The 19,155-nt window shown below is 71.2% G+C and carries 17 protein-coding genes and 1 tRNA gene; 6 read left to right on the top strand and 12 right to left on the bottom strand.

The window, feature by feature from the left end; all coding sequences use genetic code 11:
• Positions 1-90 precede the first annotated feature (90 nt).
• The gene (locus OG440_RS20365; RefSeq protein ID WP_406008225.1) at positions 91-1,590 is read left to right on the top strand and encodes an MFS transporter; all 1,500 of its coding nucleotides are present in this window, start codon (positions 91-93) and stop codon (positions 1,588-1,590) included.
• 170 nt (positions 1,591-1,760) lie between these two features.
• On the opposite strand, the gene OG440_RS20360 is transcribed toward OG440_RS20365, so the two are convergent.
• Positions 1,761-3,179: an NAD(P)/FAD-dependent oxidoreductase gene (locus OG440_RS20360; protein WP_406008224.1), complete on the bottom strand. Its 1,419-nt coding sequence runs from the start codon at positions 3,177-3,179 to the stop codon at positions 1,761-1,763.
• An 85-nt stretch (positions 3,180-3,264) separates the two neighbouring features.
• The gene (locus OG440_RS20355) at positions 3,265-3,894 is read right to left on the bottom strand and encodes a TetR/AcrR family transcriptional regulator (protein ID WP_406008223.1); all 630 of its coding nucleotides are present in this window, start codon (positions 3,892-3,894) and stop codon (positions 3,265-3,267) included.
• Between the two features lie 187 nt (positions 3,895-4,081).
• Here OG440_RS20355 and OG440_RS20350 point away from each other — a divergent pair, with 187 nt between their 5' ends.
• Positions 4,082-4,999: an alpha/beta fold hydrolase gene (locus OG440_RS20350; RefSeq protein ID WP_406008222.1), complete on the top strand. Its 918-nt coding sequence runs from the start codon at positions 4,082-4,084 to the stop codon at positions 4,997-4,999.
• On the opposite strand, the gene OG440_RS20345 is transcribed toward OG440_RS20350, so the two are convergent.
• Together OG440_RS20345 and OG440_RS20340 are read right to left on the bottom strand one after the other, a co-directional pair.
• Positions 4,980-5,651, bottom strand: coding sequence for a rhomboid-like protein (locus tag OG440_RS20345; RefSeq protein ID WP_406008221.1), 672 nt, complete (start codon positions 5,649-5,651; stop codon positions 4,980-4,982). The two genes, OG440_RS20350 and OG440_RS20345, sit on opposite strands and share 20 nt — an antisense overlap.
• Positions 5,652-5,741: 90 nt before the next feature.
• Positions 5,742-5,818, bottom strand: a tRNA-Thr gene (locus OG440_RS20340).
• Positions 5,819-6,090: 272 nt separating this feature from the next.
• Between OG440_RS20340 and OG440_RS20335 the strand changes: the two genes are divergently transcribed.
• The 3 genes from OG440_RS20335 to OG440_RS20325 all read left to right on the top strand — a co-directional run bounded on the left by OG440_RS20335 (position 6,091) and on the right by OG440_RS20325 (position 8,705).
• On the top strand, positions 6,091-7,179 hold the full coding sequence (locus tag OG440_RS20335; RefSeq protein WP_054243882.1) for an ABC transporter ATP-binding protein: 1,089 nt from the start codon (positions 6,091-6,093) through the stop codon (positions 7,177-7,179).
• 223 nt (positions 7,180-7,402) lie between these two features.
• Positions 7,403-7,873 carry a hypothetical protein gene (locus OG440_RS20330; RefSeq protein WP_406008220.1) on the top strand — a complete coding sequence of 157 codons (471 nt, stop codon included), beginning with the start codon at positions 7,403-7,405 and terminating at the stop codon, positions 7,871-7,873.
• A 100-nt stretch (positions 7,874-7,973) separates the two neighbouring features.
• On the top strand, positions 7,974-8,705 hold the full coding sequence (locus OG440_RS20325; RefSeq protein ID WP_406008219.1) for an NDP-sugar synthase: 732 nt from the start codon (positions 7,974-7,976) through the stop codon (positions 8,703-8,705).
• Between the two features lie 231 nt (positions 8,706-8,936).
• Here OG440_RS20325 and OG440_RS20320 read toward each other — a convergent pair whose 3' ends face one another.
• From OG440_RS20320 to OG440_RS20295, 6 genes are all read right to left on the bottom strand, one after another.
• Positions 8,937-10,607, bottom strand: coding sequence for a DoxX family membrane protein (locus OG440_RS20320; RefSeq protein ID WP_406008218.1), 1,671 nt, complete (start codon positions 10,605-10,607; stop codon positions 8,937-8,939).
• A 138-nt stretch (positions 10,608-10,745) separates the two neighbouring features.
• Complete coding sequence (gene rlmB / locus OG440_RS20315; RefSeq protein WP_406008217.1) at positions 10,746-11,687, bottom strand: 23S rRNA (guanosine(2251)-2'-O)-methyltransferase RlmB; 942 nt, start codon at positions 11,685-11,687, stop codon at positions 10,746-10,748.
• A 100-nt stretch (positions 11,688-11,787) separates the two neighbouring features.
• Positions 11,788-13,188: a cysteine--tRNA ligase gene (cysS, locus tag OG440_RS20310; protein WP_406008216.1), complete on the bottom strand. Its 1,401-nt coding sequence runs from the start codon at positions 13,186-13,188 to the stop codon at positions 11,788-11,790.
• Positions 13,189-13,295: 107 nt separating this feature from the next.
• Positions 13,296-13,805 carry a 2-C-methyl-D-erythritol 2,4-cyclodiphosphate synthase gene (gene ispF, locus OG440_RS20305; RefSeq protein ID WP_406008215.1) on the bottom strand — a complete coding sequence of 170 codons (510 nt, stop codon included), beginning with the start codon at positions 13,803-13,805 and terminating at the stop codon, positions 13,296-13,298.
• Positions 13,795-14,547 carry a 2-C-methyl-D-erythritol 4-phosphate cytidylyltransferase gene (ispD, locus tag OG440_RS20300; RefSeq protein ID WP_406008214.1) on the bottom strand — a complete coding sequence of 251 codons (753 nt, stop codon included), beginning with the start codon at positions 14,545-14,547 and terminating at the stop codon, positions 13,795-13,797. The genes ispF and ispD overlap by 11 nt, the downstream gene beginning before the upstream one ends.
• 386 nt (positions 14,548-14,933) lie before the next feature.
• Entirely contained in the window at positions 14,934-15,416 is a 483-nt protein-coding gene (locus OG440_RS20295; protein ID WP_003953493.1) for a CarD family transcriptional regulator, read from the bottom strand.
• A gap of 729 nt (positions 15,417-16,145) precedes the next feature.
• On the opposite strand from OG440_RS20295, the gene OG440_RS20290 reads away from it, so the two are divergent.
• On the top strand, positions 16,146-16,808 hold the full coding sequence (locus OG440_RS20290) for a DUF461 domain-containing protein (RefSeq protein WP_406008213.1): 663 nt from the start codon (positions 16,146-16,148) through the stop codon (positions 16,806-16,808).
• A gap of 124 nt (positions 16,809-16,932) precedes the next feature.
• Here OG440_RS20290 and OG440_RS20285 read toward each other — a convergent pair whose 3' ends face one another.
• Both OG440_RS20285 and OG440_RS20280 read right to left on the bottom strand, forming a co-directional pair.
• Positions 16,933-17,613 carry a response regulator transcription factor gene (locus OG440_RS20285; RefSeq protein WP_007382946.1) on the bottom strand — a complete coding sequence of 227 codons (681 nt, stop codon included), beginning with the start codon at positions 17,611-17,613 and terminating at the stop codon, positions 16,933-16,935.
• Positions 17,610-18,938, bottom strand: coding sequence for a sensor histidine kinase (locus OG440_RS20280; RefSeq protein ID WP_406008212.1), 1,329 nt, complete (start codon positions 18,936-18,938; stop codon positions 17,610-17,612). The genes OG440_RS20285 and OG440_RS20280 overlap by 4 nt, the downstream gene beginning before the upstream one ends.
• Between the last annotated feature and the right edge of the window lie 217 nt (positions 18,939-19,155).

Here is a 19,155-nt window from a genome sequence, read left to right as displayed (position 1 = left end):
GCCCCGCACCCGGCCGGCAACCGGTTCAGCAACCGTTTCGGTCACCGCTTCAGGGATGCGATACGACCCGATTCATGGTGTTCTGGCTGGATGAGTGTCACCCGAACAGGTGAATCCTCCGCCGACACCGCACCCGATCCCCGCCGCTGGTGGGGCCTGGTGATCATCGCCCTCGCCCAGCTCATGGTGGTCCTCGACGCGACCATCGTGAACATCGCGCTGCCTTCCGCACAGCGGGACCTGGGCATCTCCGACGGCGACCGCCAGTGGGTGATCACCGCGTACACCCTGGCCTTCGGCGGCCTGTTGCTGCTCGGCGGCCGCATCGCCGACCTGGTGGGCCGCAAACGCACGTTCGTCATCGGGCTCGTCGGTTTCGCCGCCGCCTCCGCGCTGGGCGGGGCGGCCACCGGCTCGGCCATGCTGTTCGGCGCCCGCGCCCTCCAGGGCGTCTTCGCGGCCGTACTCGCCCCTTCCGCGCTCAGCCTCCTGACGACGACGTTCACCGACCCCAAGGAACGCGGCAAGGCCTTCGGCATCTACGGCGCCCTCGCCGGCAGCGGGGCCGCGATCGGCTTCATCGTCGGCGGCCTGCTCACCGAGTACCTCGACTGGCGCTGGTGCCTGTACGTCAACGTGCCCATCGCCGTCGTCGCCGTGCTCGGCGCCCTCGCGCTGCTCCATGACCGCCCCGGCCACGCGGGCGCCCGTCTCGACGTGCCCGGCGCGGTGCTGGGCTGCGGCGGCCTGGTCGCGATCGTCTACGGCTTCAGCGAGGCCGAACCGCGCGGCTGGACCGACCCGCTGGTGCTGGGGCTCTTCGCGGGCGGGATCGTCCTGCTCACGGTGTTCGTGTGGTGGCAGACGAAGGCGCGGGTACCGCTGCTGCCCCTGCACATCATCAAGGACCGCAACCGCGCGGGCTGCTTCCTGACCATGGGCCTGGCCATCATCGGGATGTTCGGCCTGTTCCTGTTCATGACCTACTACCTCCAGGTCATCCTCGGCTACTCGCCCCTGAAGACGGGCCTCGCCTTCCTCCCGCTCACCGTGGCGATCATCATCGGCTCGACCCAGATCTCCGCCCGGCTGATGAGCCGGGTGCCGCCGCGCATGCTGATGGTCCCCGGCATGCTGCTGGCCGCGGGCGGCATGGTGATCCTGACCCAGCTGACGGTGGACTCCTCCTACTCCAGCGAGATCCTGCCCGCCCTGCTCCTGATGGGCCTCGGCATGGGCCTGACCTTCATGCCGGTCTTCTCCACGGCCACCGCCGGGGTGGCCCCGCAGGACTCCGGCGTCACCTCCGCCACCGTCAACACCTCGCAGCAGGTGGGCGGCTCCATCGGCACCGCGCTGCTCAACACGATCGCCACCACCAGCACCACCGCGTACATCTCGGCCCATCTGACCGACCCCGCCCGCAAGGCGCAGGTCGCGGCGGAGGGCACGGTGCACGGTTACACCGTGGCCATCTGGTGGGCCGCCGGGATCATGCTGCTGGCCGGCCTGGTGGCGGGCCTGATGGTCACCACCGGCCCCCAGCGGCACGCCCCGACGGAGACAGCGGTACCGGAGTCGGTCGGCTGACCGCCCCGGCGTGGTCACCGCTCCGGGCGGGCTGACCCACCCGATCCCCCGACCGTCCGATCCCCCGACGGCACGATCCCCGGCCCCCCTGTTCCCCGGACGTCCCGGTCCCCCCGACCGTCCCTGTCCGCCCGGCCGTCCTTGTCCCCCGGCCGTCCACGTCCGTGGCGTCAGTGGCGTCCCGCCACCCGGTCCGCGAGCCGTGCCAGTCGCGAGGACCCCGCCGCGTGGCGTTCCGTCTCCCGCCGGTCCGCCGCCCGGTAGGTCGCGTACATGCCCCGCACCCCCAGCCAGCGCAGCGGCTCCGGCTCCCACCTGCGCACCCGGTGCCCGACCCAGGGGAGGTCGGTGAGGCCGGTGCGGCCGTCCTGCCCGGAGTCGAGCCGCACCAGGTCCCGGAGGGTCCGCGCGGCCAGGTTCGCGGTGGCGACGCCGGAGCCGACGTAACCGCCCGCCCAGCCGATGCCCGTGGCCCGGTCCAGCGTCACCGTCGCGCACCAGTCGCGGGGCACCCCCAGCACCCCGGACCAGGCGTGCCGCACCCGCACCCCGGCCAGCGCCGGGAAGAACTGGACCAGGATCTCGCGCAGCGCCGCGGCGGTCTCGAGCTGCGTGCGTCCGTCGTCGTCCGTCCGCGAGCCGAAGCGGTAGGGCACCCCGCGCCCGCCGAGTGCGATCCGGCCGTCCGCCGTGCGCTGGGCGTACATGTAGGCGTGCGCCATGTCGCCGAGCGCCTCCCGCCCCGACCAGCCGACCGCCGCCCACTGCTCGTCGGTCAGCGGCTCGGTGGCGATCATCGAGGAGTTCATGGGCAGCCAGGTCCGCCGCTCGCCCTTCAGCGCGGCCGTGAACCCCTCCGTGCAGCGCAGCACGTACGGCGCGCGCACGGTCCCGTACGGCGTCACCGCGCGCCCCGGGAGGATCGACGTCACCGGGGTCGACTCCCTGATCTCCACCCCCAGCGCCTCCACGGCCGCCGCGAGCCCCTTGACCAGCTTCACCGGGTGCACCCGCGCCCCGTGCGGGGTCCAGCTCGACCCCACGGCGCCCGCCACCCGCACCCGCTCGGCCGTCTCCCGGGCGCCGTACAGCTCGCGGTCCCGCTCCCCGTACGACAGCTCGTGCGCGTGGAAGTCCTTCAGCCGCGCGAGTTGCGCGGGGGTCCGGGCCACCTCCAGCACCCCGCCCTGGTGGACCCCGGCGTCGAAGCCCTCCTCCGCCACCGCCCGGACGACCTCGTCGACGGTGTCGTTCATCGCCCGCTGGAGCCGTACGGCGGCCTCGTGGCCGTGCAGCTTCGCGTATCTGTCCCGGCCCGCGATGCCGTTGTACAGCCAGCCGCCGTTGCGGCCCGAGGCGCCGTAGCCGCAGAACCTCTGCTCCAGGACGGTGATCCGCAGGAAGGGCGCCGCCTTCTTGAGGTAATACGCCGTCCACAGCCCCGTGTACCCGCCGCCTACGATCACGACGTCGGCGGAGGCGTCGCCGGCCAGCGGCTCCCGTACCGCCGGAAGGCCGTCGTCCGCGTACCAGAAGGAGATGCCGCCGTTGACGACACCGTCCACGCCACCGCTCGCCGAGCTGTTCATGGCCGGACGTTAACCCGGCGGCACCTGGTGTGCGGAGGCGCGGTACGAAAAGAGCGGACACGGGTGCTGCTCACGAGGAGGGACATCATTCCCCCGTCCCCGTGTCGGTGCCGTCGGCCCGGAAGATCCGGTCCAGGTGATGGCGCAGAACCGTGGTGGCCGATTCCGGGCTGCGCTGGCCGACGAGGATGCCGGTGCCGAGTCCCGCGGACATGGCGAGCAGGCTCACCGCTTCCAGTCGCACGTCCACACCGGGCTGAACGAGGTCGCTCTCCTCCGCCTGGCGCAGGAGAGCGACGACGGCGCTCTCGGCGGCGTCCGGGTTCGTGAGGAAGGGCTGGGCGGCGAGCACCTCGTCGGTGACGGACAGAACGGCGTACGAGGTGTAGACGAGGTGGAAGGCGCGGCTCTCCTCGTCGATCGGCAGTGCCGCCGTCAGCATCGCCTCGATCATCGCGCGCGGTCCCGGATCGTGGCCGGCGGCCCGGATCCGGGCGGCGACGCGCTTCCCGAATTTCCCGGCCAAGTGCTGAAGCCCGTAGAGCAGCAGTTTCTCCTTGGTCTCGAAGTAGTACTGCACCAGCCGCAGCGAGACGCCCGCCTCCGCCGCCACGTCGCGCATCCCCGCGGCGTGCAACCCGCGTCGCGCCGCCACGCGCAGGAGCGCCTCGGCGATCTCGGTACGCCGCTCCGCGTGGTCCACACGCCTGGGCATCGACCGCTCCTCCGCTCGCCGTGTCCACCGGCCGGGTTCGCCCCGCCACGTTGATGATACATCCGTACCATCAACGTGATACGTTCGTACCACGAAGAATCGACACCCGGACCGGCACACACCCGGACAGACGCCGGGACCGAGAGCCGAGCCGATTCCCGTCCCGACACCCGACCGCTACCCGGAGGTGACCGTGTCCCAGACCGAGACCCGCACCCAGGCCGACGTCGGCCGCTATGTGAGCGACACCCTGCGCGACCGCTACTTCGCGGCCTGCGACGCCGTCTACGCGCTGGGAGCGACCGCCCACGCGGAGACGGACGTGGCGACCTCGTTCGGCACCACGCACGTCTACGAGTACGGCCCCGAGGACCCGGCCGCCCGCGCACGCACCCCCATCGTCCTGGTGCACGGGGCGGGCTCCTGCTCCGCCATGTGGTACCCGAACACCCCCGCCCTCAGCGCCGCCCGCACGGTCTACGCCATCGACACCCCGGGCGATCCGGGACGGAGCGTCCAGCGCGAACCCCTCCACCGACCCGAGCGCGCCGCACAGTGGCTGGACGAGACACTCGCCGGGCTCGGGCTCGACCGCGTGCACCTGGTCGGCACCTCCTACGGCGGCTGGCTCGCCCTGAACCAGGCGCACCGCCGGCCCGACCGGCTCGCCTCGGTCACCCTCCTCGACCCCGGCGGCCTGGAGAAGGTGGGCCTGCGCTTCTTCGTATGGATCTTCGTCAGCCTGTTCGCGACCTTCGCGCCCAAGGCGCTGGGCCCCCGGCTGGCGGCGTGGCTGGAACAGCCGGTCCTGGTCATGCCCGAGCTGCGCACCATGGTCAGGCGGAGCGCCCGGGCCTACCGCGTACGCCGTCCCGCCCCACTGCCCCTGTCCGAGGAGGAACTGACCACCATCCGCACCCCGCTCTACCTGGTGCTCGGCAGGCGAAGCCTCCTCCTGCACCCGCACCGGCAGGTCGAGCGCGTTCCACGCCTGATCCCCGGCGCCCGGGCCGAGATCGTCTCCGGCACCGGCCACGGACCCCAGATCGACCACGCGGACGAGGTCGATCGGCGGATGCTGGCCTTCATGGACTCCAGCGACTGACGGGCACGGTGTCCTTCGGGTCCCGCGCTCCTTCGCGCCCTCTGACCAGCGGATAACACGCCAGCCCGACGAGGACGGAGACGAAGTGGCCGAAGTCGGTGAAGGTCGGTTCGGCGGTGAGCGGGAAGCCGTAGAAGACGAGGACGGCCGCGAGGTACCCGTACCGCCAGGGCGGCCGGAGCCGGTAGACGAGTACCGCCACCACGCCCGACAGCGCGTAACTCACCCCGACGTCCAGGGTGTTGACCGCCGACCGGGGCGCGAGCCCGTCGCGGATCGCGTCCGCCAGCGCGCCCTCGCTGATCAGCGTCGCCAGCACATGCGCGGCCACGCACACCGCCAGCCACCGCGCGGTCCCCAGCCAGCGCTCGGCCTGGGCGTGGAAGACGGTGTAGAGCGCCGCGTACGGCAGCCAGTACCCGCCGTCGATCCACATCGCGCTCGCCACCAGCACCCGCACCGGGTGCCGGGACAGCTCGTGGATGTTGGTGGACCGCTGCCGCAGGAACTCCTGCTCGAACTCCGGTGACATGTGGTGCAGGGCCACCGTGGTGACGAACAGGACGGCCAGCCACACATAGGTGCCGGGCGCGCCGCGGACGTACGCCCACACCGCCCGCCCGACGCCGGATATCCCGCTGAGCCGTCCCACCCGGCCCAGTATCGGCGAAACACCGGCCGACGGCAGGGGGAGCGGGCAGCGGAAAGCCCAGGTCGCACAAGAGGTGACCTGGGCTTTCCATGGAGCCCCCTGTCGGATTCGAACCGACGACCTGCTCATTACAAGTGAGCTGCTCTGGCCATCTGAGCTAAGGAGGCACCGCGCACCACCTCGCGCACGCGAGGGCGGGTCCACTGTACACAGCCGGGCTTTCCGCGAGCCACGGACTTCCGGGGCCCGCGCGCCTCCGACCAGCGGGCGGCCGTACCCTCCTCGAAAGTTTCCGCGAAGTTCACATGCCTGCGGGTACTGACAGACCGGGAAACGCCAGGTACCGTCCTGACCCAGTTCGCTCATGTGGACTACACCAACCACCTTCCTACAACGGATCGTCCGGCACGTTCCTGCCGGTAGAAGGGGGCCTAGCACCATGGCCACTGTCACGTTCGACAAGGCGACCCGGATCTACCCGGGTTCCACCAAGCCCGCCGTCGACGCACTCGAGATCGACATCGCGGACGGCGAGTTCCTCGTCCTGGTCGGGCCGTCCGGCTGCGGCAAGTCCACCTCGCTCCGCATGCTCGCGGGGCTCGAGGACGTCAACGGCGGTGCGATCCGCATCGGCGACCGCGACGTCACGCACCTGCCGCCCAAGGACCGGGACATCGCCATGGTGTTCCAGAACTACGCCCTCTACCCGCACATGTCGGTCGCCGACAACATGGGCTTCGCGCTCAAGATCGCCGGCGTCAACAAGGCGGAGATCCGGCAGAAGGTCGAGGAGGCCGCGAAGATCCTCGACCTCACCGAGTACCTGGACCGCAAGCCGAAGGCCCTCTCGGGTGGTCAGCGCCAGCGTGTGGCGATGGGCCGCGCCATCGTGCGTGAGCCGCAGGTCTTCCTCATGGACGAGCCGCTGTCCAACCTGGACGCCAAGCTCCGCGTCTCGACGCGTACGCAGATCGCCTCGCTCCAGCGCCGCCTCGGCATCACCACCGTCTACGTCACCCACGACCAGGTCGAGGCCCTGACCATGGGCGACCGCGTCGCGGTCCTCAAGGACGGTCTGCTCCAGCAGGTCGACACCCCGCGCAACATGTACGACCGGCCCGCGAACCTCTTCGTGGCCGGCTTCATCGGCTCCCCGGCGATGAACCTCGTCGAGGTGCCGATCGCCGACGGCGGCGTGAAGTTCGGCAACTCGGTGGTGCCGGTCCAGCGCGACGCGCTCGCCGCCGCCACCGACAAGACGGTCACCGTCGGTGTCCGCCCCGAGCACTTCGACGTGGCCGGCGCCGACGCCGACACGGGCCTCGCGGTCGTCGTGAACGTCGTCGAGGAGCTCGGCTCCGACGCCTTCGTCTACGGCACCGCCAAGGTCGGCGGCGAGTCGAAGGACCTCGTGGTCCGCGTCGGCGGCCGCGACGTCCCGGAGAAGGGCAGCACGCTGCACGTCGTCCCGCGCGCGGGCGAGACCCACGTCTTCTCGACGTCGACGGGCGCGCGTCTCTCCGACTGAAACCCGGTTTGAACCCGGGTGATTCACCCGGGTTGACGAAAAGGGCCCCGCAGCCTGCTGCGGGGCCCTTTTCCGTACCCGTCCCCCGTCCGCGAAATACCCCGGCACAGCGGACATTTCGACTGGGGGCCGTCAACCCCTTACCCAAAAGGGAGCACGGCTTCATCCCCCGTCCGGGTGACTAAATGTCGCCATATAACTACTGCACGCTACCCTCTCACGCGTGAAGCACTCCGCGAACCACTCCACCACCCAGCGCACGCGCCGCGGCCAGGGCGGCCCAGCCCGCCGTATCGGCCGCTCGCTCGCCCTCGTCCTGCCCGTCGTCATGGTGCTCTCCGGGACCCTCGCGGTCACCCGGGTCAACTGGTCGGGGAACCCCTCGGATTCGGTGCTCACCGCCTCCGACGTCTCCGCCGCGCAGCAGTCCTCGCACCAGGCCGCCAAGGCCCCGCAGGACGTCCTGCGCGACCAGTTGCTGACCGAGCTCCAGGAGAAGGATCCGGGCGTCGCCCTGACCCACCTCCAGGCCGCCGTGAACGGCAAGCCGTCGCTCGCCAGGCACTGCTCGTCCATCGCCCGCGCCCTCGGCCGCGCCGCCGTCCGCATGTACGGCGCCTCGCGCGCCCAGTCGTACTCCCGCCCGGTGTGCGACACGGCCTTCGCCTCGGGCGTCCTGGCGGCCCGGGGCTGAGCCCCCGGGGCCCAGGCCGGCCCGTACCGACCGCGGCGTGCGGTTCCCTCCCGCCGGGGGACCCGCACGCCCCGAAACAAGCGGCACGTACAGTGCGGGCATGACCGATCCGCACGCCGCGTCCCGCCCCACGCAAGCCGTCATCCTGGCCGGTGGCCAGGGGTCCCGGCTGCGTCCGTACACCGACGACCGGCCCAAGCCGATGGTCGAGATCCCCGGCACGGGGACGCCGATCATCGGCCATCAGCTCGGCTGGCTCGCCGAGGAGGGCGTCACCGACGTCGTCATCTCCTGCGGCCACCTCGCCGAGGTCCTCCAGGACTGGCTGAAGTCGGCCGACCTGCCCGTCGAGGTCACCACCGTCGTGGAGACCGAGCCGCTGGGCCGTGGCGGCGGTCTGAAGTACGCGGCCGCCCACCTGCCCCACCCCGACCGGCCCTGGTACGCCACCAACGGCGACATCTGGACCCGCTTCTCGCTGCGCGAGATGGCCGACTTCCACACGGAGCGCGACGCCATAGCGACCCTCGCGCTGGCCCGTCCGCGCATTCCGTGGGGTGCCGTGCAGACCGACGGGTTCGGCCACATCACGGACTTCATCGAGGCGCCCCCCACCACGTACGAGATCAACGCGGGCGTCTACGTCTTCTCCCCCGCGTTCGCCGGGCTCCTCCCCGAGCGGGGGGACCACGAGCGGACGACGTTCCCGCACCTCGCCCGCGAACGACGGCTGGCCGGCTTCCCGCTCCCGCAGGGGGCGTACTGGCGGGCCATCGACACCGCGAAGGACCTCAGGGAGGCGGCGAAGGAACTGGCGGCGCTCAGCCGCTGACCGCTAGCCCCTAGCCGCCGGCCGTTCCGCGGGCGTTGCGGTGCGTTGCGGGTGGAGCGGTTCGTTGTCGACTGCCGGTCCGGTGGGGGCTGGTCACGCGGTTCCCCGCGCCCCTGAGGACGCGCGGGGGCCGCCTCCCTGCGAAGGCTCGCGGGGTCCGTGGCTCGGAAAAAACTCGAGGGTGCCGCGCGCTTCTCAGCGTGCGGCACCCTCTGTTCTTCGGGATCCGTCCTACCCGAGCAGGCCACCCACCAGGCCCGGCTGGCCGGAGGACGACGAGCCGCCGTCCGAGCCGCCACCGCCGCCGCTCGTCGAACCACCCGAGGTGGCCGAGCCGCCGGACGAGGGCCCCGAGCTGGTCGAAGGGGCTTGCTCCACCGGATCGGACTGCTCCGGCGGGGCCTCGCCCGCGGTGCCCTGGGTCTGGCTGGGCGCTCCGGCGTCGCCGTTGCCGGTGGTGCCGGAGTCCTGGGCCTGCGACGGCTCGCTGTCCGTGCCCGCCGTCGGGGCCGCCGAAGTGGCGTCCTGGGTGGGCGAACTGGACGCGGCGGGCTCGCGCGACGCCTTGCGCGTGCCGGACTTCTCCGGCAGCGGCGAGCCCGGCAGCTCGTTGCGCGGGGGCTCGCCCGGGCCGGGGACGACCACCCGGTCGGCGTCACGGACCGCACCGCCGAGCAGCGAACCGACGAGCAGCGTGAGCCCGACGGCGATCGCAGTGACCAGGGCCCCGCGCCGCAGCACGTAACGGCGCAGCTCCCACAGGTCGGAACGCGGACCGAGCCGGCGCCACGCCCCGGCGGCGAGCCGGCCGTCCACCGAGTAGACGGGGGCGCCGGCGATGATCAGCGGCGACCAGGCGGCGAGATAGATGATGTCGGGGGTGTCGTAGACCGGGACGGTCTTCCAGCTGACGGTGACGATGAGCGCCGCCGACAGTCCGGCGCCGACGACCGCGGCGACCCGCTGCCAGCAGCCCAGGACCGTGAGGACGCCCACGACGACCTGGAGGAAGGCGATGACGAGGCCTGAGCCGACCGGGTGGTGCAGGGCGAACTGACGCAGCGGCTCGGCGACTTCCCACGGGTGCAGGGTGTTGAGCCACTTCACCATGGAGCCGCGCTTGCCGCCGTCGAAGTAGACGGGGTCGCACAGCTTGCCCATGCCGGCGTACATGGAGATGAAGCCGAGGAAGACGCGCAGCGGGAGCAGCACCACGCCGAGGTTCATCCGGCGGCCCGGGTAGTAGGCGTGGCGGGCGGGGTCGTCGCCCTGCCGCCGTCCGCGCGGCGCCGGCTCCGGGTCGGTGTCGTCGTCCCCGAAGTCCTCGAACTGGGCGTCGTCGTAGCCGGGTTCGTCGTAGGCGCTGCCGACGCCGCGCATGTTCGGCAGGATCCGCTGCTCGCCGTCGACGGGCGTCCGCTGGGCGCCGACGATCGGGGTCTCGAGGGTCTGCGCGGCGAGGTCGCCGTCGTAACCCCGGCCGCCCGTGCCGACGCGGGGGATGACCTGGGTGGCTCCGGCGTCCGCACCCGGCGGTTCGCCGTGGCCGACGCTGCCTGCCCGCACGGCCTGCAGCAGTCGGTGGGCGCCGGTGTCGTCCGGGGCGGACTTGCCGCTCCAGACGACGGCGCGCCGACGCCCACCGGAAGCGGCGCCCGCTCTGCTTACCGCCCCGACGGCGGCCATGCGCGCGGTGTCATCGATGGCGCTCACGTGCCGGGCGATCCGCGGGGATTGGTTACGCCGCGCCGACGCTCCCAGCTGCACGCGGAAGCTCGCGTGGCTGACGATGATCTGCGCCGGATCGCTCGGCACCTTCACCATGCTCAGCGCGGGAGCGTCGTCGAATCCCGACGAGCGGTCCCCCGTGGGTGTGCGGGGTGTTCTGGTGTCCACACTCATCTAACCGAGTGACGTGTGTTTAGGACACTGCTTTGACCCGCCGGATCTGTCCGGACTCCGTCAAGGTTGCACTACTCGCCGGGATTAACCCGTCCGAGTGAACCTTCGCAGGCTCACCGGGCGGGCTTCAGCCCTCCGTCAGCTCCTGCGCCGAGCCGCCTCGTACAGCACGATCCCCGCCGCCACACCGGCGTTGAGGGACTCCGCGCCACCCGGCATCGGGATCCTCACCCGGAAGTCGCAGGTCTCGCCGACCAGGCGGGAGAGGCCCTTGCCCTCGCTGCCGACGACGATGACGACCGGACCGTCCAGGGCCTTCAGCGTGCCGACCTCGTGCTCGCCGTCGGCGGCCAGGCCGACGACCGCGATACCGGCCTTCTTGTAGGCCTCGAGCGCGCGGGTGAGGTTGGTCGCGCGGGCGACCGGGGTACGGGCGGCCGCACCGGCGGACGTCTTCCAGGCACCGGCCGTCATACCGGCCGCGCGCCGCTCGGGGACGACGACGCCGTGACCGCCGAAGGCGGAGACGGAGCGGACGACGGCACCCAGGTTGCGCGGGTCGGTCACACCGTCGAGGGCCACGATCAGCGGGTCCTCGCCGTTGTCGTAGGCGGCCGACACCAGGTCCTCGGGGTGCGCGTACTCGTACGGCGGGACCTGGAGGACCAGGCCCTGGTGGTTGAGGCCGTTGGTCATGCGGTCCAGCTCGGGGCGCGGGGCCTCCATGAGGTGGATGCCGCCGCGCTCGGCGGCGAGCTGGAGCGCCTCGCGCACCCGCTCGTCGTTGTCGATGAACTGCTGCACGTAGAGCATCGTCGCGGGCACGCCCTCGCGCAGCGCCTCGACGACGGAGTTACGGCCGACGACCATCTCGGACGTGCCCTTGCCGCCTCGGCCGCGCGCCGTCGGCCGGCGTACGGCCTGCTTCGCCTTGGCGGTCGCGATGCGGTTCGCCTTGTGCTTCTTGCGCATCTCGGCGGGCGGGGTCGGTCCCTTGCCTTCCAGGCCCCGGCGCCGCTGGCCGCCACTGCCGACCTGCGCGCCCTTCTTGCCGGACATGCGGCGGTTGTTGGCTGCCATGAGTCTCTCGTCTCCGTGAGCTTTTCGTACGTACGTCTTATGCAGTGTGCCGCCCGGGAGGCCGGGCGGCACAGTCGATCAAGGGCGGCCCTGGGCCGTCCTACCGCGGACCGAGGCTCCAGCGCGGCCCCTGCGGGCCGTCCTCGATGGACAGACCGGACTGGGCGAGCTGGTCACGGATGGCGTCCGCGGTGGCCCAGTCCTTGCGCCCGCGGGCCGACTCGCGCTGGTCGAGGACGAGTCGTACGAGGCTGTCGACCACGCCGTGCAGGTCCTCACCCCGGCTCTCGTCGCCGGCCCAGTGCGCGTCGAGCGGGTCCAGACCGAGGACGCCGAGCATGGCGCGGACCTCGGCGAGGCGGGCCACGGCGGCTTCCTTGTCGTCGGCGGCGAGGGCCGAGTTCCCCTGCCGGACCGTCGTGTGCACGATGGCCAGCGCCTGCGGAACGCCCAGGTCGTCGTCCATCGCCTCGGCGAAGGCCGGCGGCACCTCGGCCGCCGGTTCGACGACTCCCCCGGCCTTCTCGACGACGCGCTGCACGAAGCCCTCGATCCGCGCGAACGCCGACTCGGCCTCGCGCAGCGCCTCCACGCTGTACTCGATCATCGAGCGGTAGTGGGGCGTGCCGAGGTAGTAGCGCAGCACGATCGGCCGCCACTGCTTCACCATCGTGGAGACGAGGACGCTGTTGCCCAGGGACTTCGACATCTTCTCGCCCGCCTTGGTGACCCAGGCGTTGTGCACCCAGTACCGCGCGAACTCGTCGCCGTAGGCCTTGGCCTGGGCGATCTCGTTCTCGTGGTGCGGGAAGATGAGGTCGAGGCCGCCGCCGTGGATGTCGAAGACGGGGCCCAGGTACTTGTGCGCCATCGCCGAGCACTCGAGGTGCCAGCCGGGACGCCCGCGGCCCCAGGGGGTCTCCCAGCTCGGCTCGCCCGGCTTGACGGACTTCCACAGGGCGAAGTCACGCGGGTCGCGCTTGCCGGCCTCGGCGTCGCCGGAGGGCTGGAGCAGGTTGTCCAGCTCCTGGTTGGACAGCTGGAGGTACTCCGGGAACGACCGCACGTCGAAGTAGACGTTCCCCTCGGCCTCGTAGGCGTGACCGCGCTCGATCAGCCCGCGCATCATCTCGATCATCTCGGGGACGTGCCCGGTGGCGCGGGGTTCGTAGGTCGGCGGCAGGCAACCCAGCGCCTGGTAGCCGTCGTTGAACGCGCGCTCGTTCTCGTACCCGATCGACCACCAGGGGCGGTCCTGGTCGTGCGACTTGGCGATGATCTTGTCGTCGATGTCGGTGACGTTGCGGATGAAGGTGACGTCGTAGCCGCGGTGGGCGAACCACCGGCGCATGATGTCGAAGTTCAGGCCCGACCGGATGTGCCCGATGTGCGGGGCCGCCTGCACGGTGGCGCCACAGAGGTAGATCGAGACACAACCCGGCTGGAGCGGGGCGAAGTCACGGATCTGCCGGGCACTGGTGTCGTACAGGCGAATGGTCACCACACCAGGGTAGTGGGCGCGAGGCGATGCCCCGAGCCCGTTCCGCCCAAGGGCCACACATTCGTGACATGCCATGGCATATGTCGGCCGGCACGCTCGGCACCGGCTCAGTCGGCGGGTGTACCGGTGCGTGCCACCAGCGCCGTCGCGATCGCCATCAGGCCCTCGTCGCGGCCCGGGAAGCCGAGCCCGTCCGTGGTCGCACCCGACACCGACACCGGCGCGCCCGCAGCCTCGGAGAGGATCTTCTGCGCCTCGTCGCGCCGCTTGCCGATCTTGGGGCGGGGCCCGACGACCTGTACGGCGACGTTGCCGATGACGAAGCCGGCCGCCCGGACGATCCGGGCCGCCTCCGTGAGCAGGGTGACGCCCGAGGCGCCGGACCACTCGGGGCGCCCGGTGCCGAAGTGCTGCCCCAGGTCACCGAGGCCGGCCGCGGAGAAGAGCGCGTTGCAGGCGGCGTGCGCGACCACGTCCGCGTCGGAGTGCCCGGCCAGGCCGGGGCCCTCCCCTTCCCACCTCAGGCCCGCGCACCACAGGTCGCGGCCCTCTTCGAAGGCGTGGATGTCGGTGCCGATGCCGACCTGGGGAAGCACGGGCCACGTCTCAGAAGCCATCGTTGAGCCTCCTGCGGGCCAGGACCGCCTCCGCGAGGACCAGGTCGAGCGGCCGGGTGACCTTGAAGGCCTCCTCGTGGCCGGGGACGACCACGACCGTCAGCCCCAGCTGCTCGACCATGCTCGCGTCGTCGGTGACGTTGTCAGTGACCGTCTCGTGGGCGCGGACCAGAGTGGCCCGGTCGAAGCCCTGCGGGGTCTGCACCGCACGGAGGCGGGCGCGCTCGGGGGTCGCGACGACCGGCTCGGGATCGCCGGCGGTCCCGGCCGGCTCGACCTCTTTGACGGTGTCCGCCAGCGGCAGTGCCGGGACGACGGCGGGGGCGCCGTCCCGTACGGCCTCGATCACGGCGTCGACCGTGTCGACGGGGACGAGGGGCCGCGCGGCGTCGTGCACGAGGACGATCTCGTGGCCGGGCGGCAGCGCGTCCAGGCCGAGCTTCACGGACTCCTGGCGGGATTCACCGCCGGGCACGACCAGGAAGTCGGTGCGGTCGGGCAGGGCGTGCGCGTCGAGCAGGGACTTCACCTCGGCGGTGCCGTCCGGCGGCGCCACGACGACGACCAGGGAGACGGCCCGGGAGGCGGCGAGGGCGCGTACCGCGTGGATCAGCATGGGCGTGCCGCCCAGCGTGCGGAGTGCCTTGGGGGCGCCCGGACCGAGGCGGACACCCCGCCCGGCGGCCGGAATCACCGCGGCCGTGCGGGTGGGCGCGGGGGAGGGACGCGAATCGTCAGACATCGGTTCCTGTCAGGTTTGTGTTCCGGCCCGGCGTGGGTATGGCCCTGGAAGTGCCGGGCGCGACGCCTTGACCGGACCCTTCCGTGACGTGCCGGTCGAGGCAGCTGCCCGGGCCCGGCACACCAAGTATCGAAGCATCGGTCGCATTATCGGGGGCGGTTCGGCGCGGTACCGACCGATCACCCCCGTGGGGCAGGCGGACGGCGGTTGTCCGGGCGCGAACATGCCGCAGCGCCCGGCGACGGGAATTCGTCATCGGGCACCGCGGCATTTCAGTGTTCTACAACGCGCATGGTCCTCAGCGCGCATGTTCTTCACTGCGCGTGTTCTTCAGCGTGCCGAAGCCGGTCTCGGGCCGGCGTCAGCACGCGAAAAACGCGTCGAGCTCAGGACGCGAGCACCTCGTCGAGCAGGGCTTCGGCCTTGTCCTCGTTGGTGTTCTCCGCGAGAGCGAGCTCGCTCACCAGGATCTGGCGGGCCTTGGCGAGCATGCGCTTCTCACCGGCGGAGAGTCCGCGCTCGCGCTCACGACGCCACAGGTCACGCACGACTTCCGCGACCTTGATGACATCGCCGGAGGCGAGCTTCTCCAGATTTGCCTTGTAACGACGCGACCAGTTCGTGGGCTCCTCGGCGTACGGCGCGCGCAGCACCTCGAAGACCCGGTCCAGCCCGTCCTGACCGACCACATCACGTACGCCGACGAACTCCGCATTGTCCGCTGGCACACGTACCGTCAGGTCACCCTGGGCGACCTTCAGCACCAAGTAGGTCTTGTCCACGCCTTTGATCTGGCGAGTTTCGATAGCCTCGATCAGCGCGGCCCCGTGATGGGGATAGACCACGGTGTCGCCAACCTTGAACGTCATGTGACAGGTACCCCTTCCGTGGCTATCCAGGGTAACACGGAAACTGCGGGTTCTGAATGGCGTTTTCGCAGGTCAGGGCATATCTCGGGGCTTGACAACAGCAACTGGAACGTGCTGCGGAGGGTCGGCGGAAGCAGGTATTCGCAGGTCGGAGGCGCTCTCCGAGGGGGGAGAAACGCGCACGTTACACGCATCCGGAGCTCCACCCGAAGGGGCGAACGTCCACAAATGTCCGCTTCCATGAGTGCGACTTACGCTACTCCGTTCGGTTCACCTGGCCTGATACGAGCCGTTTCCGGAATTGATCATCGACCCCTGGACCCGAGCCGTGATCAATTCCGGGGGCGACCTCGCATTCCTTCACCGAAAATCCGCGAGCGGACGTCCGGCGCGATTATGCGAATGCGCCGGTGAGACGGAAGAGCGCGGGAAGAGAGCGGCAGGAACACGGGCGAGAAGAGAAGAGGGGGAGGAGAAGGAGAGGGGACGACGGGAAGACGGGCGGGAAGACGACGGGTGAAGCCGATGTGACTCGTGGGTCGCTTGGGACGGTCGGGACGGGTGGTGACGGAGGGCGTTCCGCGCGTCCGTCGAGGCATGGGATCGCTCTAGAGGCGGGTCGGGTGCGGTGGCGCGAGAACGGCTCGGTAACCTAAGGCCGCTGACAGACCCTTAGGACGGCTTTATCCAAAGGAAAGCCGCCCGCGTGTACAAGGAGTTGCCGCCGCCGTGAGCAGCAGCCTTCGACGCGGCGCCCTCGCCGCTTCCGCCATCGCGTTCTCGATCGCCTCGCTCGCCGCCTGTGGGGCCGGCAACGACTCCCAGACCCTGGAGATCAAGCCGGACAACGCCGCCACCAGCGTCGGTGACATCAAGCTTCAGAACGTCATCGTCATCACCCAGCCCGACCTGGAGTCGACCGGTCCCGCCGTGATCTCGGCGACCGTCTTCAACAGCGGCAGCAAGGCGCAGACGCTGGATTCCATCACCCTCGACGGCGGCAAGTCCGCCGAGCTCTCGCCCGCCAAGGGCAAGGGCGCGCTGACCGTCCCGGCCGGCGGCTCCGTCGTCATCGGCGGCGCGAACAACGCGTCCGCCGTCCTGTCGAGCAGCCGGGAGGCCGTCAAGGACGGCGACGCGCAGAAGGTGACCTTCACCTTCAGCGAGACCGGCGAGGTGAGCCTGCGCGCCTTCGTCGTCCCCGCCGAGAGCTACTTCTCGAAGTGGGGCCCGAGCGACATCCCGAGCGCCTCGGCGTCCCCCTCCGGCAGCGCGTCGGCGTCCCCCTCCGGTTCGGCCTCCGGCGCCGCCGAGACCGGATCGGCGTCCCCGTCGGACTCGGCCTCCGCGTCGACGTCGGCCTCCGCGTCCGAGTCGGCGGCCGGTAGCTGACCCGCGCGCACACCGGCACACAGGAAGGGCGGCACCCCACACGGGGTGCCGCCCTTCCTGCCTGTTCAACCCTCCCCGACGCACCCCTCACCCCGCTCCGCGGGCATCAGGGCGCCGGGCCGGCCTACGGCTCGAACTTGTAGCCCAGGCCGCGGACCGTCACCAGGTACCGCGGGGCGCCCGGGTCGGGCTCGATCTTGGCGCGCAGGCGCTTGACGTGGACGTCGAGGGTCTTGGTGTCGCCCACGTAGTCGGCGCCCCAGACCCGGTCGATCAGCTGCATACGGGTCAGGACGCGGCCGGCGTTGCGCAGCAGCATCTCCAGGAGGTCGAACTCCTTGAGGGGCAGGTCGACCTTGGAGCCGGAGACCGTCACGACGTGGCGGTCGACGTCCATGCGGACCGGGCCGGCCTCCAGGGCCGCCGGGGTCACCTCCTCCGGCTCGCCCCGGCGACGCAGGACGGCCCGGATACGGGCGACCAGCTCGCGCGAGGAGAAGGGCTTGGTGACGTAGTCGTCGGCTCCTATCTCCAGGCCGACGACCTTGTCGATCTCGCTGTCCTTAGCGGTCACCATGATCACGGGGACGTTGGAGCGGCCGCGCAGCTGACGGCACACCTCCGTACCGGGCAGGCCCGGCAGCATCAGGTCGAGCAGTACGAGGTCGGCGCCGTTGCGCTCGAACTCGTCGAGTCCGTCGGGCCCGGTGGCCGCGATGGCGACCTCGAAGCCCTCTTTGCGGAGCATGTAGGACAGGGCGTCGGAGAAGGACTCCTCGTCCTCGACGACGAGCACTCGGGTCACGGAAGGACCTCCGGGGCGGAAAGCGTCCGGTACGCGGACGAATCGGGGGATGAGGCGCGGGGTGGTGTGTGGGTGGAGCGGTGAGGGGAGGAGTGACCGACCTCGTCGACGTCACCGAGGTCGTCGACGTCGTCGACCTCGTCCGGGTCGGGGTGCTGCTGCGCGCGGTCGCGGGCCACGCCCGCCTCCGGGAGACGCAGGGTGAACGTGGAGCCCTGGTTCTCGGCGCTCCACACCGTGACCTCCCCGCCGTGCGAGGCGGCCACGTGCTTGACGATCGCCAGCCCGAGACCCGTACCGCCCGTCTGGCGGGAGCGGGCCGGGTCGACGCGGTAGAAGCGCTCGAAGATGCGTTCCTTGTCCTTGTCGGAGATGCCGATGCCCTGGTCGGTCACGGCGATCTCGATCAGGTCGCCGCCCGGCGCGCTCACCCGGCGGGCGGCTATACCGACGCGGGTCCGGGCGGGCGAGTAGTTGACGGCGTTCTCGACCAGGTTGCCGAGGGCCGCGGCCAGCTGGCCCCGGTTCCCGAAGACGCGTAGGTCGGCGGTGCCGCCCGCGGCCATGGTGATCTGCTTGGTGCCGGCCTGGTGCCGGCAGCGGTCGACGGCCTCGGCGACCAGCTCGTCGATCCCGACCGGCTCGGCGTCCTCCAGAGGATCGTCGTTCTGGACCCTCGACAGGTCGATGAGTTCCTGCACGAGGCTGGTCAGCCGGGTGGCCTCGATCTGCATACGGCCGGCGAACCGCTCCACCGCCTCCGGATCTTCCGAGGCGTCCATGACGGCCTCGGAGAGAAGGGAGAGCGCGCCGACCGGGGTCTTCAGTTCATGGCTGACGTTCGCCACGAAGTCCCGCCGGACCGCCTCGATACGACGGGCCTCGGTGAGGTCCTCCACGAGCAGGAGCACCAGCCGGGAACCCAGCGGGGCCACTCTGGCGGACACGGCGAGAGCCTCGCCGCGCCCGGTCCCACGCCGGGGAAGGTCCAGCTCGACCTGGCGTATCTCTCCGTCGCGTCTGGTGTCCCGGGCCATCTTGAGCATCGGCTCGACGCTGAGCCGGCCGCCGCGCACCAGCCCGAGGGCGTAGGCGGCGGAGCTGGCCTTCACCACGGCGTCGGCCTCGTCGAGCACGACGGCCGAGGAGCGAAGCACGGAGAGGACGGTGTCCACACCCGGCGGAAGCACCGGGTCCGTGTGCAGGGAGGTGCGCGTGGGGCGCTTCTGTTCCCGCTCGCTCCAGCGGAACGCCAGCATGGCGATGACACCGGTGAGCACCCCGGCGATCGCTGCCGCTGCGGCGACCGCCGCGTTCACGTCCATGCCACCAGGTTAGGCACGCGATCGGTCCTGGCCACAGCTGTCGAGGTGCGACCTCGAACACTCGTCGCCCAGAGTTCACCTTGGAGCCAGTGGTGGTTCATTTGGGGTGCCGGAAATCGACGCGTACGGGGCGGAGCGTGGCACCGTGGGGTTCGCAGCACCGGTTCCACGGCCGGTCGGCGTCGGTGCAGCAGCCGGTTCCGACCTGGTTCGCGGC

The sequence above is a fragment of the Streptomyces sp. NBC_00637 genome (assembly GCF_045161545.1).
Lineage (GTDB): Bacteria > Actinomycetota > Actinomycetes > Streptomycetales > Streptomycetaceae > Streptomyces.
Note: the sequence above shows the minus strand (reverse complement) of the source record. Positions and strands in the feature narration are given on the sequence as shown.

Coding starts and splice junctions, on each gene's coding strand:
- ispF (WP_406008215.1), bottom strand. CDS start 13,805: ATGGCTTCTGAGACGTGGCCCGTGCTTCCCCAGGTCGGCATCGGCACC.
- OG440_RS20335 (WP_054243882.1), top strand. CDS start 6,091: ATGGCCACTGTCACGTTCGACAAGGCGACCCGGATCTACCCGGGTTCC.
- OG440_RS20360 (WP_406008224.1), bottom strand. CDS start 3,179: ATGAACAGCTCGGCGAGCGGTGGCGTGGACGGTGTCGTCAACGGCGGC.
- OG440_RS20280 (WP_406008212.1), bottom strand. CDS start 18,938: ATGGACGTGAACGCGGCGGTCGCCGCAGCGGCAGCGATCGCCGGGGTG.
- OG440_RS20365 (WP_406008225.1), top strand. CDS start 91: ATGAGTGTCACCCGAACAGGTGAATCCTCCGCCGACACCGCACCCGAT.
- OG440_RS20320 (WP_406008218.1), bottom strand. CDS start 10,607: ATGAGTGTGGACACCAGAACACCCCGCACACCCACGGGGGACCGCTCG.
- ispD (WP_406008214.1), bottom strand. CDS start 14,547: ATGTCTGACGATTCGCGTCCCTCCCCCGCGCCCACCCGCACGGCCGCG.
- OG440_RS20355 (WP_406008223.1), bottom strand. CDS start 3,894: ATGCCCAGGCGTGTGGACCACGCGGAGCGGCGTACCGAGATCGCCGAG.
- rlmB (WP_406008217.1), bottom strand. CDS start 11,687: ATGGCAGCCAACAACCGCCGCATGTCCGGCAAGAAGGGCGCGCAGGTC.
- OG440_RS20295 (WP_003953493.1), bottom strand. CDS start 15,416: ATGACGTTCAAGGTTGGCGACACCGTGGTCTATCCCCATCACGGGGCC.
- OG440_RS20325 (WP_406008219.1), top strand. CDS start 7,974: ATGACCGATCCGCACGCCGCGTCCCGCCCCACGCAAGCCGTCATCCTG.